The sequence below is a fragment of the Streptomyces sp. NPDC052301 genome (assembly GCF_044593395.1).
Taxonomy (GTDB): Bacteria; Actinomycetota; Actinomycetes; order Streptomycetales; family Streptomycetaceae; genus Streptomyces.
The window spans coordinates 162,086-175,318 of sequence record NZ_JBIUBE010000004.1 but is presented as its reverse complement, the minus strand read 5'-3'; the positions used below and the strand labels follow the sequence as shown (position 1 = coordinate 175,318).

Here is a 13,233-nt window from a genome sequence, read left to right as displayed (position 1 = left end):
GTGTCCTCAGACCAGGGCGGTGGCCTCCGCGAGGGAGAGGCCACCGCCCTCGGCGTACGCGGCCCGGTAGGCCGGCTCGTCGAGCTTCTCGCGGATCCGGGCCTCGGTGAGGTCGTGGATCCGGTGTTCCACGCCCGACAGGATGTGGCCGGGCGGCAGCAGGGCGTCGGCGGTGCCCAGGCAGCGGACGGCGTCGGTGGCTCTGCTGCCGCCGTCGAGGCGGGCGAGGCCCATCGCCGCGACGGTCAGGCAGAGGGAGTCCATGTGCGGGGCGATGGTCCGGGTCAGCGGGTCGCCGGCGAGGCGCAACGCTCGCCGGGCCCGCTCCAGGGCCTTCTCGGCCCGGCCGTCGAGTCCGTCCAGCCAGGCCTCCTGCACGAGGATCATGGCATCGAAGACGACGAAGTGCGCGATCTTGAACTCCTCGCGCAGCAGGCGTAGTTGCTCCCGCGCTTCGGTGGTGCGGCCGGTCAGACCGAGCCAGCAGGCGAGGAACAGCCGGGCGGCGGGCATCGCCTCGTTGAGGGAGCCTGCCTGGCTCGCGATGACGTCCCGGAGCAGGCGCTCGCCGCCCTCGATGTCACCCGCCTCCATGAGGACGCTGCCGAGGCGGGCCCGGAGGATGGCCATCTGGCCCCGGGCGCCGAGGCGTTCGGCGTGTTCGATGGCCGCCCGGTAGTCGTCGGCGGCCTCGCGGTGGGCCCCGCGGCGCTCGTGGGCCTCGCCGCGGGCGGACAGCGCCTCGGCCGCGCCCCAGGCGTCACCGAGGCGGCGGAAGATCTCCAGCGCCTCCTCGGCGTCCTGGGTGGCGTCTCCCGCCCGGTCGGCGCGGTTGGCGAGGAGGTTCGCGCGCAACTGCAGTGTCACGGCCAGTTCCTGCTCGAAACCGGGGGTGTCGCGGCAGGTCTGCACGCAGGCGTCGATCACGGTCCACATCCGCTCGGCGCCGCCGGTCAGCATGACGGCGAAGAACCAGAGCAGGCCGGGCACCCGGCAGGTCTGCGGCAGCCCGGGCTCGTAGGTCTCCACGATGGCCCGCAGCTTGGCCTGCGCCCCGGGCGTCTGCCACGCCTCCAGGTCGTGGTCCATGCAGGCGAGATGGGCGAGGTGGACACCGCGCCGGGCCTCGGCGAGGATCTCGCCGGTGTACGGGGGCGGGGCGTCGGTGCAGCGCTGCCACAGCGGCGGGGCGGGCCGTACGGGCTCGGCGAAGGGGTCGGGGCCGAGCGTCATGACCTCCTCGCACCAGGCGCGGGTCTCGATGCGCTGGTCCCGCATCTGCCAGAAGACCACCAGGGACAGCACCAGGCACAGCGCCTCCTGCTCGTCCCGCGCGGTGACGGCGTGCCGCAGGGCGGTGCGCAGGTTCTCGTACTCCAGCTCGAACCGGTCGATGGCGGTGCGCTGTCGGGGACCGCGCAGCAACGGGTCGGTCTCGCGCGCGAGTTCGCGGTAGTACGTCAGGTGGGCGCGCTCCGCCTCGGCGCGGCGGCCGGTCTCGTCCAGCCGTTCGCCGGCGTACTCGGCGACGGTCTCCAGGAGCCGGTAGCGCATGCCGCCGCCCCCGGCGCGCTCGGCCGGCGAAGGCGCGGCCACCACCAGCGACTTGTCGACCAGGGAGCCGAGCGCGTCCAGGGCGGCCGGGCCGCACACGGCCTCGGCGGCGGGCAGGTCGCAGCCGCCCGCGAAAACGGACAGCCGGGCGAGGACGTCCCGTTCGTCCGCGTCCAGCAGCTCCCAGGACCAGTCCACGACGGCCCGCAGGGTCTGCTGGCGGGGCAGGACGGTGCGGCTTCCGGAGGTGAGCAGCCGGAAGCGGTCGTCCAGCCGGTCGGCTATCTGGCGCGGGGTCAGCATGCGCAGGCGTGCCGCCGCCAGCTCGATCGCCAGGGGCAGTCCGTCGAGCCTCCGGCAGATCTCGGCACAGGCCCCGGGGTCGTCGTCGGTGCGGAAGCCGGGCCGGGCCGCCGCGCCCCGGTCGGCCAGCAGCCGCAGCGCGACCGGCTCGGGCAGCGGCTCCACCGGGCGCAGCAACTCCCCCGGCACGCCCAGCGGTTCCCGGCTGGTGGCGAGGACGGTCAGCTCCGGGCAGCGGGCCAGCAGGCGCTCGGCGAGATGGGCGGCCGCCTCGATGACGTGCTCGCAGTTGTCCAGGACGATCAGCATCCGGCGCCGGGCGCAGTGTTCCACGATCCGTTCGAGGGGGTCGTCGTACCGGTCGGTGACCGCGCGCATGCTCTCGGCGCCGGCGCCGTGCAGCAGGGTCTCGCGGGCGCCGATCGCAGTGAGCACGGCCTGGGTCACGGCCTCGGGATCGTCCACGGGGGCCAGTTCGGCCAGCCACACCCCGTCCCGGACGGTGGGCCGTACGGCCTCGGCGGCCTCCTGGGACAGCCGGGTCTTCCCGGCGCCGCCGGGTCCGAGCAGGGTGACCAGGCGGGCGGCGGCGAGATCGGCGCCGATGGCCGCGATGTCGGCTTCCCGGCCGACGAAGGAGGTGAGCCGGGCGGGCAGGTTGCCGAGGGCGGGCGCGGGCCGCGGCGCCGGAGGCGGTTCCTCGGCCAGCAGTTCGGCGTGCAGAGCGCGCAGCTCGGCGCCGGGGTCGGAGCCGAGCCGGTCCGCGAGGAGCTGCCGTACGTCCTCGTAGGCGGCGAGCGCCTGCGCCGGGCGGCCGGTGTCGCGCAGGGCGCGCAGCCGCAGCGCCTGCAGCGGCTCGTCCAGCGGGTGGCCGTCGCACAGGGCGGTCAGCTCGGGCAGCGACTGCTCGGCGTGCCCGAGGGCGAGGGCGGCGGTGTGCCGGGCGCGCAGGGCGTCGAGGCGGCGGGTCTCCCAGCGGGCCGCCTCGGCGGTGTGGCCGGGCAGGTCGGCGAGGGCGGGGCCGCGCCACAGGGCGAGCGCGTCGTCCAGGACCGCGGCGGCCTTGGCCGGGTCGCCGTCGGCGAGCGCGCGCAGGCCCTCGCCGGTCAGCCGTTCGAAGCGGCCGAGGTCGACGTCGTCGGGGGCGGCGGTGAGCCGGTAGCCGCCGTCGGCGGATGCGACGGCGGCGGCGCCGAGGGCCCGGCGCAGCCGGCCGACGAGCGCCTGGAGGGCGCCGGCGGCGTCGGCGGGCGGGTCGGCGCCCCACACCTCGTCGACCAGCACGCCGACGGGGACGGTCCGTCCGGCCCGCAGCGCGAGCACGCTCACCAGGGCACGCAGCCGCGCACCGCCGACGGGGACGGCCGTGCCGTCGGGGCGGAGTACCTGGGTGGTGCCGAGAAGGGAGAAGCGCACGGGGTCCATTGTCTCCGGAGCCGTCAGGGGTGGTCGCCGGATTCGGGTTCGTCCGGCGTGGCGTCGACCGCCGGCCGGGGGACGTCCACGGTCCCCGTGACGTCGAGCGTGACGAGGGCGCCCACGGTACGGCGGACCCGGTACGGCACCTGCCGCGGCGGCGGCTCCTCGTCCTCCTCGAACCACTCGGGGCAGGCGTCGACGGGCTGCAGCGTCCGACCGTGCGGGACCTCCTCCAGAGCCCGCCCGGCAGGTCGCAGGACCAGCGTGCCGGGTTCCGGCTCGGGGTGTGCGACGGCGAGCGGATCATGCCGGGCCAGGTACTCCTGGTGCACCAGCTCGATGACGTGCACGCGGCCGACGGTCGCCCGGTCGGGGCCGCCGTGGTTCTCCACCCACGCCTCGGCGCCGTGCCCGGCGTTCCCCCGGCGGTCCTTCCCGCTGTAGGGCACCAGCCGCCACACGACCTCGTCGCCCACCGCGAACGGTGTGCCGCAGCATTCCATCTGCCAGTCCTCGTAGAACACCCTCGTCCGCGGCATTCCCTCACCTTCCAGGAACCGGGCGGCCACCGCGAGACGTTTTCCCCACGTGTCCGCGGCCGGTACGGTCGCAGTCCCCGACCGTCCCCGCCCGGACAGGAGTCCGTCCATGACCACCGCCACCACCCGCCACGGCGAGCGCAGGGTCAGTCCCGTGTTCGTGGGGATCCTGGCCGTGACGGCGGTGACCGGCTGGGCCGCCTGGACCGGGTTCGCCGCGCAGCCGGGCCTCGCGGTGTTCCTGTTCGTGACGGCGGCCTGGATCGTCTCCCTGTGCCTGCACGAGTACGCGCACGCGCGCACGGCCCTGCACGGAGGTGACATCACGGTCGGCGCGAAGGGCTACCTCACGCTGAACCCGCTGAAGTACACGCACGCCCTGCTGAGCATCGTGCTCCCGGTGCTGTTCCTGATCATGGGCGGGATCGGCCTGCCGGGCGGCGCGGTGTTCATCGAGCGGAACCGCATCAGGGGCCGCTGGCGGCACAGTCTGATCTCGGCGGCGGGCCCGCTGACGAACGTCCTGTTCGCGGCGGTGTGCACCGCGCCCTTCTGGCTGCACGCCCTGGACGGGGTGCCGGGCGAGTTCCGCAACGCGCTGGCGTTCCTGGCCCTGCTGCAGGTGACGGCGGCGGTGCTGAACTTCCTGCCGGTCCCGGGCCTGGACGGCTACGGGGTGATCGAGCCGTGGCTGTCGTACCGGGTGAAACGGCAGGTGGAGCCCTTCGCGCCGTTCGGACTGATGTTCGTGTTCGCGCTGCTGTGGCTGCCGTCGGTCAACACGGTGTTCTTCGACGGGATCGACGCGATCCTCAGGGCCCTCGGCGTGGACGACTTCTCACAGGCCTGCGGCCATGCGCTCTACCAGTTCTGGAAGGGCACCCCGGAGATCTGCACGATCAGCCCGTGACCGAGGTGTCCCGCCCGCCGGCGGCCCGGCCGCGCTTCACGTAGTACCAGGTCATGTTGGACGACAGGCCCGCCAGCAGCACCCAGACGATCCCCAGCCAGCTGCCCTGGGCGAAGGAGACGACGGCCGCGGCCACGGAGAGTACGCAGACGGCCAAGGTGTAGAGGGCGATGCGGGGCATGGGGTCGGCTCCTTGCGGGGGACACTGCTACGACGACCAGTGTCCCCCATCGACCCTGACGGCTCACACGTCGGTCAGGCGCAGCCCTGCGTGTGCCTTGTACCGGCGGTTGACGGAGATCAGGTTGGCGACCAGCGACTCGACCTGGTGGGCGTTGCGCAGCCGCCCCGAGAAGATGCCGCGCATGCCGGGGATGCGCCCGGCGAGGGCCTGCACGATCTCCACGTCGGCGCGCTCCTCGCCCAGCACCATCACATCGGTGTCGATCTGCTCGATCCCGGGGTCCTGGAGCAGCACGGCCGACAGGTGGTGGAAGGCGGCGGTGACCCGGGAGTCCGGCAGCAGGGCAGCGGCCTGCTCGGCGGCGCTGCCCTCCTCGGGCTTGAGGGCGTAGGCGCCCTTCTTGTCGAAGCCGAGCGGGTTGACGCAGTCCACGACGAGCTTGCCGGCCAGTTCCTCGCGCAGGGACTTCAGTGTGTCGCCGTGACCGTCCCACGGTACGGCGACGATCACGATGTCGCTGCGGCGGGCGGTCTCGGCGTTGTCGGCGCCCTCGACGCCGTGGCCGAGCTCCTCGGCGGCGGCCCGGGCGCGCTCGGCGGCCCGGGAGCCGATGATCACCTTCTGGCCGGCCCGGGCGAGCCGGTAGGCGAGGCCCTTGCCCTGCGGTCCCGTGCCGCCGAGCACGCCGACGACGTACCCGGAGACGTCGGGCAGGTCCCAGGGGTCCTTGGCGGGGGCCTTGGCAGGGGTCTGTGCGCTGTCGGTAGAGGTCATGGGGCGACTCTACGTCCGTGGGCGGGGCGGCACCGGCTCAGGTGAGCCGGTGGACCGGGACCCGGCGGAAGGTGATCGTCTCGTACGCGCCGAAGTCGCCGGTCTCGTAGAGGAGTCCGACCGTGTCACCGTCGACGCGGACCAGGTCGGAGTAGGCGGCGGGCAGCCCGTCGACGGTGAGTGCCGTGCGCCAGGTGGTGCCGCCGTCGGCGGAGGCGCGGATCGCCATCAGGGCGCGGGCGGCGGGGTCGGCGGGGGCGGAGAACAGGAGCAGGTCGGGGTCGCGCAGCTGGAGGACGGAGGCCTCGCAGACGGGGGCGGTGAGGCCGGCCTGCGGGCGGAAGGGTTTCACGAGGGTCTTCCCGCCGTCCTTCGAGTGGGCGTCGGCGCGGTTGCCGGGGGCGGGCGAGTCGTTGCGTGTGTTGAAGTAGACGCGCCCGTCGGGGAGTTCGGCGGCCGAGGTCTCGTTGACGTTGATGTACCCGTCGGTGTTCTCGTCGAGGTAGCCGAGGTACCAGCTCTCGCCCCGGTCGTCGCTGAGCAGGCAGTGCCCGCTGTTGTACCTGGCCTCGGCGCCGGTGTCGGTGCCGGTGGGCGGCAGGGTGTGGTTGGCGGGGACGAGCACCCGGCCGCCGCTGAGCTGGAGGGCGTGCCCGGGGGTGGTGGCGTACCAGCGCCAGCCGGTCTTCCTCACCTGCGCGGTGATGTCCTTGGGGCAGGACCACGTACGGCCGTCGTCGTCGCTGTGCTGGACCCAGACCCGGCGGCCGTCGGCGCCCTTGACCTGGCCGCGCAGGATGGCGGCCTCGGTGGCGGAGGCGGCGGCCCGGACGTGGACGAGCAGGATCCGGCCGGTGTCGAGGACGACGGGGGCGGGGTTCCCGGCGAGGTTCGTCCCGTTGCGCGCGGCGACCTGGAGCGGCCCCCAGGAGCGGCCGCCGTCCGTCGACCGCTTGAGCACGATCTCGATGTGACCGTGGTCGGCGGCGGAGCCGACGCGGCCCTCGCAGAAGGCGAGCAGGGTGCGGCCGGCGGTGGCGACGACCGCGGGGATCCGGAAGCTGGCGTATCCCTCGTGGCCCGCGCGGAAGGGGATGCTGACCTCGGTCATCGGCGGCTCCTCGGCAGTGGGCGCGGATCGTACGCGGATCGGTGACTGTCCCCACGTCGGGCGAATTCGGGGTGAACTCCACGTCACAAGTGGCCGGTTGCGGCAGGATGCGGGCCCATGGACGCCGTACGGGTCGCGTTGCTGCGGGAAGTGCTGGCCGGGACCGAGTGGCTGGGGGCCACCCGGAGATTCGCGGGGGTGCTGCGCGGGTCGGTGGTGGCGCACGGGGGCGGACTGCTGCTGGTGGGCACACCCGCGTACGAGCCCTGGCATCTGGCCGCACACCTGGTGGACGAGGCGGCGTGGTCGGGGACGCCGGAACTGGCGCCGACTCTCGTACGGCATCACGCGCGTCCCTCGGATCCCCCGCACCTGGCGGTCGGGCCCGGGCGGATCGAGGCGGCGCGCCGGGGCGAGACCCTGCTGGTCGTGGCGCCCGAGGAGCCCGCGCCGCTGCTGGAGCGTGTCCACTCGGCGCGGCGGACCGGGGTCACGGTACTGGCTCTGGGCTCGGACGGCGGCGAACTCGCGGCCATGGCGCACGACGTACTGACCGTGCCCGACGGGGCGGAGCTGGACCTGGACACCGTGCAGCATCTGGTCAGCGCGGCGGCGGGAGAGAACGCGGGCTCTCCGCGGGTCCGCCGGGGATTCCGGGACCGGCTGGCGAGGCTGGCGGAGACCCTGACGGCACCGCCGCCTGCCCCTTGGTGACCTCGCGGACGCGGGAAAAACAGTTGCCCCGCCCTGCTCCACGGCCGAGCATGCCTCAGTGAGTCGAGCCCTTCTCCCCGACCTCTCCCCCTGGAAGGCCTCCGCGGACTTCCGGCGGCTGTGGAAGTCCGGTCTGATCAGCAACTTCGGCAGCTTCCTGACCTTCGTCGCCCTCCCCGTCCAGCTGAAGGACCTCACCGGTTCCGCGGCGGCGGTCGGGGCGATCGGGGCGGTGGAGCTGCTGCCGCTCCTCGTGTGCGGCCTGTACGGCGGTGCCCTCGCCGACGCCTTGGACAAGCGGACGCTGATCGTCTGGACCGAGGCCGGCCAGGGCCTGCTCAGCGCCGCCCTGCTGCTCGACGCCCTGCTGCCGCACCCCGCGGTGTGGCCGCTGTACGCCGTCGCCGCCCTCTCCTCCGCCCTGGTCTCCGTGCAGCGCCCGGCACTCGACTCCCTCTGGCCCCGGATCGTCGCCCACGACGACATGCCCGCCGCGGCCTCCCTGAACTCGCTGCGCTGGACCGTCGGCGGGGTCGCGGGACCGGCGGTCGCGGGCGTGGTCGTCGCCTACGCGGGCCTGGGCTGGGCGTACGCCGCCGACCTGCTGACCTTCGCCGTCTCGCTGGCGTACATCGTGCGGATCGCCCCTTCCCCCGCCTCCCACGAGGCCTCCGGACCCTCGCTGCACGCCGTCCTGGAGGGCGCCCGGTACGCCTGGAGCCGCAAGGAGCTCCTCGGCACCTATGCCGTCGACCTCGCGGCGATGTTCCTGGCCATGCCGCTGGCGGTGCTCCCGTTCCTCGCCGACGAGCTGCACGCCGACTGGGCGCTGGGGCTGATGTACGCCGCCGTCCCGGCCGGGGCCCTGCTGGTGAGCCTGACCGGCGGCTGGGCCTCGCGGGTCCACCGGCACGGGCTGATGGTGGTGCTGTCGGCGGCCGGGTGGGGCCTGGCGGTGGCGGCAGCCGGAGCGTGCGGGAATCTGTGGCTGGTGCTGCTGTTCCTCACCGTCGGCGGCGGCTTCGACATGGTCAGCGGGATCTTCCGGGCCGCGATGTGGAACCAGACGATCCCGGACGAGCTGCGCGGCCGGCTCGCCGGGATCGAGCTGCTGTCCTACTCGGTCGGCCCCCAGCTGGGCCAGGTCCGGGCGGGTGGTCTCGCCGCCCGGCTCGGGGTCCGGGCCTCGGTCTGGTCCGGCGGACTGGCCTGCGCGGGCGCGATGGGCCTGCTCGCGCTGTGCCTGCCGCGGCTGATGACGTACGACGCCCGCACCGACGAACACGCGGTGCGGATGCGCGAGCGGCGCGCCGCCGTGCGGGTGTGACCGCTCGTCACCCCTCGTCGTCGCTGCCGCCCCCCGCGGGCGTGTCGTGCCAGCGCGGGTCGTTCTCCCACTGGAGGTTGCGCTCGGCGGCGGTCTCCATCGCGTGCTGGGCCTCCTGCGGGGAGGCGTACGGTCCGAAGCGGTCCTTGCCCGGGCAGTCCGGGCCCTCCTCGACCTTCTTGTGCTCCAGGCAGTAGTACCACTCGCCCGGCTTGCCGGCGGTGCGCTTCTTGAACAGGGCCATGGACAGCTCCTCTCGCCACGGACATGTTCCCCCATGTGCGCTCGATAGACTCGTCGGCATGTCTGGCCAGTCGCTGCTCGTACCAGGGGAGCTGTCCCCCACCCGTTCTGTACCCGGAAACGTCCGCCGCCCCGAGTACGTCGGCAAGCCCGCGCCGACGCCGTACACCGGGCCGGAGGTGCAGACCCCGGAGACCATCGAGGCGATGCGGATCGCCGGCCGCATCGCCGCGCAGGCGATGGAGGAGGCCGCGAAGATCATCGCACCCGGCGTGACCACGGACCAGCTGGACAAGGTCGCCCACGACTACATGTGCGACCACGGCGCCTACCCGTCCACGCTCGGCTACCGCGGCTTCCCGAAGTCGCTGTGCACGTCGGTCAACGAGGTCATCTGCCACGGCATCCCGGACTCGACGGTCCTCAGGGACGGCGACATCGTCAACCTGGACGTGACCGCGTACATCGGCGGGGTGCACGGCGACAACAACGCCACCTACCTGGTCGGTGACGTGGACGAGGAGTCGCGGCTGCTGGTGGAGCGGACCCGGGAGTCCCTCACCCGCGCGATCAAGGCGGTCAGGCCGGGCCGGCAGATCAATGTCATCGGCCGGGTCATCGAGTCGTACGCCAAGCGGTTCGGCTACGGCGTCGTCCGTGACTTCACCGGCCACGGCATCAGCTCGTCGTTCCACTCGGGCCTGATCATCCCGCACTACGACAGCCCGCACGCCACGACGGTCATGCAGCCGGGCATGACCTTCACGATCGAGCCGATGCTGACGCTGGGCACGCACGAGTACGACATGTGGGACGACGGCTGGACGGTCGTGACGAAGGACCGCAAGCGGACCGCGCAGTTCGAGCACACGCTGGTGGTGACGGAGACGGGCGCGGAGATCCTCACCCTGCCGTGACGCCACGCCCGCCCGGGCCCGCTCTCTTCGGAGGGCGGGCCCTTTTTCCTGCACCGGCTCCGGCTCCTGGTGTTTTTCCGACATGCTGTCGGTAAACTTACCGACAGGCCGTCGGCATCGAGGAGTGTCCATGGAGTCGTTCTCGTCCCTGATCCGCAGCGCCTCCCACGAGCAGCACAGGGAGGCGGAGACCTCGACGTTCATGACCGACCTGCTCGGCGGCCGGCTGGGCGTGGAGGCGTACGCGCGCTACACCGAGCAGCTGTGGTTCGTCTACGAGGCGCTGGAGAGCGCGGCCGGGCGGCTGACGTCGGATCCGGTGGCGGGCCCGTTCGTGCGGCCCGAGCTGTTCCGGCTGCCCGCGCTGGAGCGGGACCTGGCACATCTGCGGGGGCCGGGGTGGCGGGCCACCCTGAGCGCCCTGCCCGCCACCCGGGCGTACGCGGACCGGGTGCGGGAGTGCGCCGAGCGCTGGCCCGGCGGTTACGTCGCCCACCACTACACCCGCTACCTGGGCGACCTGTCCGGCGGCCAGATCATCCGGGGCACGGCGGAGAGGACCTGGGGCTTCGCGAAGAAGGGCGACGGCGTCCGCTTCTACGTCTTCGAGGCCATCGCCAACCCGGCCGCGTACAAGCGGGGTTACCGCGAGCTGCTGGACTCGACAGCGGTGGACGACCTGGAGAAGCAGCGGATCGTCGGGGAGTGCGAGCGGGCGTTCGCACTGAACACCGGCGTCTTCCGGGCCCTGGGTGAGGAGTTCCCGCTGAGCGCCTAGCGTTCCAGGAAGACCCGTCCGCCGACCTCCACCCAGCCGTGCGGCTGCGGGGCCGTCAGGATCTGGGAGCCCCGGCCCTGTCTGATGTTGAGGGCGCGGCCCAGCCGGTCGGTGAGGAGGAGGGCCGCCGCGCCCGTCGCCTCGTCCTCCTCGATGCCGTCGTCCCGGCCGGGGAAGGCGCGGGCGCGGACCCGGCCGGCCGCCTCGTCCTCCCAGGCCCAGGCGTAGATCCACTCCCCCGGCGGGGGCACGTCGAGCGCGTCGACCTCGGCGGCGCCGGCGTACTGGCGCAGGGTGCGCGGCGGTGCCCATTCCGCCCGCGCCTCGATCCAGCTGAACTCGCCGTCCAGCCGCGCCCCGACGACTCCGGCGGGGGTGACCAGTTCGGGGACGTCCAGCAGCCACGCGGTGCCGACGCAGGGGTGACCGGCGAAGGGCAGCCGCAGGGTGGGCGTGTAGATGTCGATGACGCCGCGTTCGGGGTCGTCCACGAACACGGTCTCGCTGAAGCCGAGTTTTCCGGCCAGCGCCTGCCGGTCGCCCCGCTCGGGCAGGACGGAGCCGTCGCGGACGACGCCGAGTTCGTTGCCGTAGCCGCCGTCCGGTCCGCAGAAGACGCGGAGTACGTCGTAATCAGTCACCGGGGAATTGAAACACCGCTGCACGGGCGAGCGCGTGCCGGGCGGGGGGCCAGGTGAGGATGTTCGAGGAGTGGCCGCAGGACAGCCCGGCCACGATGCCGCCGCGCCACTGAGCCAGGCCACCGGTTGCGGCTCCGCCCGGGGCATGGCGGACCGATGTGGCGAAACGAGCCCTCCCCTCCGTGCGGACCGCTGCCACGCTTCCGGCCGCCGGACGCGCCGAACGGTCAGCGCATGCGCCCCGGATGACGGTCACACCGACACGCCGGTCACTGATCTCGTACGCCACCCGGTATGCGCCGACGTGGATGCGCAGCAGGTCCGGGCTGCCCGAATGCTCCGTCGGGCCGGGGTCGTCGCCGAGCCGGTCGACCGCGGCGAACACCAGCCGCACTCCGCCCGGGTCGTCCTTGGCGAGCCGCTCCGCTTGAACGAGGGCCTCGGGCTCCCGGATGACCTCGTATCTCACGCCTCGCCCGAACAGGTTCCCGAGTGGCATGGACGGTGCGCGCGATGGGCACCCAGGCGGGCACGCGCTTCCACGATCGAGTAGGTCAGCTCCGTCATGCACACCCCGCGCCCCCGTCGTGAGACCTGAATCACCACCCCGCGGGGTATGGGTGAGGTAAGCCTCAGGTAAGTTAGGGCAGCCTCACCACACCAGATCCGCCAGGAGCCCGCATGCGAGCCGTCCGACTGACCGTCACCGCCGCCACGACCGTGGCGGCTCTGACCGCCCTCTCGGCCTGCACCGCCAAGAGCGACGCCAAGGACGGCGACGCCATCCAGGTCACCGCGGCCGACTCGAAGTGCGACACCTCCGCCACGTCGGTCCCGGCCGGCCAGGTGACACTGAAGATAGAGAACAAGGGCGCCAGGGCCACCGAGGTCGAGATCCTGTTCCCGGACGACCGGATCGTCTCCGAGAAGGAGAACATCGGGCCCGGCACCAAGTACACGCTGACCGCCGAGGTGAAGGCGGGGTCGTACGAGATCGCGTGCCGGCCGGGCATGAAGGGACACGGTGTCCGGCAGAAGCTGACCGTGACCGGCTCCGGCGCCGCCGCCAAGCGCGACCCGAAACTGGACCGGGCCGCCGCCGAGTACCGGCAGTACGCCCAGGACCAGGCCGACGAGACGCTGCCGCGGGTCGAGGCCTTCGTGAAGGCCGTGAAGGACGGCGACCTGGACGCCGCGAAGAAGGCCTACGGCCTCTCCCGCCTGGGCTGGGAGCGCACCGAGCCGGTCGCCGAGTCCTTCGGTGACATCGACCCGAAGGTCGACGTCCGCGAGGACGGCCTGGAGGACGGCCAGAAGTGGACCGGCTGGCACCGGCTGGAGAAGGCCCTCTGGCAGGACAAGAAGATCGGCGCCGAGGAGAAGGGCCTCGCCGACCAGCTGGTGAAGGACCTCAAGGACTGGCAGGGCCGGGTCGGCAAGGCGGAGATCACCCCGACCTCCATGGCCAACGGCGCCAAGGAGCTGCTGGACGAGGTCGCCACCGGCAAGGTCACCGGCGAGGAGGACCGCTACGCGCACACCGACCTGGTCGACTTCAAGGGCAACGTCGAGGGCGCGCAGAAGGCGTACGAGCTGCTGAAGCCGGTCGCCGCGAAGAACGACCCGGCGCTGACCGGGGAACTGGACAAGCAGTTCGCCGCGCTGAACACGCTGCTCGACAAGTACCGCTCGGGCACGTCCGGTTACGGCTTCGTCTCCTACGACAAGGTCACCAAGGACCAGCGCAAGGAGCTGTCGGACGCGGTCAACGCGCTCGCCGAGCCGCTCTCCAAGCTCGCCGCCGCGGTGGTGAAGTGAT

The 13,233-nt window shown here is 73.0% G+C and carries 14 protein-coding genes; 6 read left to right on the top strand and 8 right to left on the bottom strand.

Annotated elements, in window-relative coordinates:
• Positions 1-6: 6 nt before the first annotated feature.
• Entirely contained in the window at positions 7-3,282 is a 3,276-nt protein-coding gene (locus ACIHEJ_RS11740) for an ATP-binding protein (protein ID WP_400134358.1), read from the bottom strand.
• Between the two features lie 14 nt (positions 3,283-3,296).
• On the bottom strand, positions 3,297-3,815 hold the full coding sequence (locus ACIHEJ_RS11735) for a DUF6578 domain-containing protein (RefSeq protein WP_400134356.1): 519 nt from the start codon (positions 3,813-3,815) through the stop codon (positions 3,297-3,299).
• A gap of 109 nt (positions 3,816-3,924) precedes the next feature.
• Between ACIHEJ_RS11735 and ACIHEJ_RS11730 the strand changes: the two genes are divergently transcribed.
• Positions 3,925-4,725, top strand: a complete 801-nt coding sequence (locus tag ACIHEJ_RS11730) for a site-2 protease family protein (RefSeq protein ID WP_400134354.1) — start codon at positions 3,925-3,927, stop codon at positions 4,723-4,725.
• Here ACIHEJ_RS11730 and ACIHEJ_RS11725 read toward each other — a convergent pair.
• The 3 genes from ACIHEJ_RS11725 to ACIHEJ_RS11715 all read right to left on the bottom strand — a co-directional run bounded on the left by ACIHEJ_RS11725 (position 4,715) and on the right by ACIHEJ_RS11715 (position 6,794).
• Positions 4,715-4,906 (bottom strand): hypothetical protein, encoded by a 192-nt coding sequence (locus tag ACIHEJ_RS11725; RefSeq protein WP_400134352.1) that lies wholly within the window; start codon positions 4,904-4,906, stop codon positions 4,715-4,717. The two genes, ACIHEJ_RS11730 and ACIHEJ_RS11725, sit on opposite strands and share 11 nt — an antisense overlap.
• Positions 4,907-4,969: 63 nt before the next feature.
• The gene (gene npdG / locus ACIHEJ_RS11720; protein ID WP_400134350.1) at positions 4,970-5,683 is read right to left on the bottom strand and encodes an NADPH-dependent F420 reductase; all 714 of its coding nucleotides are present in this window, start codon (positions 5,681-5,683) and stop codon (positions 4,970-4,972) included.
• Between the two features lie 37 nt (positions 5,684-5,720).
• On the bottom strand, positions 5,721-6,794 hold the full coding sequence (locus tag ACIHEJ_RS11715; RefSeq protein ID WP_400134348.1) for an exo-alpha-sialidase: 1,074 nt from the start codon (positions 6,792-6,794) through the stop codon (positions 5,721-5,723).
• 117 nt (positions 6,795-6,911) lie between these two features.
• Between ACIHEJ_RS11715 and ACIHEJ_RS11710 the strand changes: the two genes are divergently transcribed.
• Positions 6,912-7,508, top strand: coding sequence for a hypothetical protein (locus ACIHEJ_RS11710; protein WP_400134346.1), 597 nt, complete (start codon positions 6,912-6,914; stop codon positions 7,506-7,508).
• Between the two features lie 58 nt (positions 7,509-7,566).
• Positions 7,567-8,835, top strand: coding sequence for an MFS transporter (locus ACIHEJ_RS11705; RefSeq protein ID WP_400134344.1), 1,269 nt, complete (start codon positions 7,567-7,569; stop codon positions 8,833-8,835).
• A 7-nt stretch (positions 8,836-8,842) separates the two neighbouring features.
• Here the strand turns inward: ACIHEJ_RS11705 and ACIHEJ_RS11700 are convergent, their stop codons facing one another.
• Positions 8,843-9,079 (bottom strand): hypothetical protein, encoded by a 237-nt coding sequence (locus ACIHEJ_RS11700; protein WP_400134342.1) that lies wholly within the window; start codon positions 9,077-9,079, stop codon positions 8,843-8,845.
• A 58-nt stretch (positions 9,080-9,137) separates the two neighbouring features.
• Between ACIHEJ_RS11700 and map the strand changes: the two genes are divergently transcribed.
• Entirely contained in the window at positions 9,138-9,995 is an 858-nt protein-coding gene (gene map, locus ACIHEJ_RS11695) for a type I methionyl aminopeptidase (protein ID WP_400134340.1), read from the top strand.
• A 130-nt stretch (positions 9,996-10,125) separates the two neighbouring features.
• Positions 10,126-10,773, top strand: coding sequence for a heme oxygenase (biliverdin-producing) (locus ACIHEJ_RS11690; RefSeq protein WP_400134338.1), 648 nt, complete (start codon positions 10,126-10,128; stop codon positions 10,771-10,773).
• Here ACIHEJ_RS11690 and ACIHEJ_RS11685 read toward each other — a convergent pair.
• Both ACIHEJ_RS11685 and ACIHEJ_RS11680 read right to left on the bottom strand, forming a co-directional pair.
• Complete coding sequence (locus ACIHEJ_RS11685) at positions 10,770-11,414, bottom strand: PhzF family phenazine biosynthesis protein (RefSeq protein WP_400134336.1); 645 nt, start codon at positions 11,412-11,414, stop codon at positions 10,770-10,772. The genes ACIHEJ_RS11690 and ACIHEJ_RS11685 overlap by 4 nt on opposite strands.
• The gene (locus ACIHEJ_RS11680; RefSeq protein WP_400134335.1) at positions 11,407-11,883 is read right to left on the bottom strand and encodes a type II toxin-antitoxin system RelE/ParE family toxin; all 477 of its coding nucleotides are present in this window, start codon (positions 11,881-11,883) and stop codon (positions 11,407-11,409) included. The genes ACIHEJ_RS11685 and ACIHEJ_RS11680 overlap by 8 nt, the downstream gene beginning before the upstream one ends.
• 212 nt (positions 11,884-12,095) lie before the next feature.
• On the opposite strand from ACIHEJ_RS11680, the gene efeO reads away from it, so the two are divergent.
• Positions 12,096-13,232, top strand: a complete 1,137-nt coding sequence (efeO, locus tag ACIHEJ_RS11675; protein WP_400134333.1) for an iron uptake system protein EfeO — start codon at positions 12,096-12,098, stop codon at positions 13,230-13,232.
• Position 13,233: the final 1 nt, after the last annotated feature.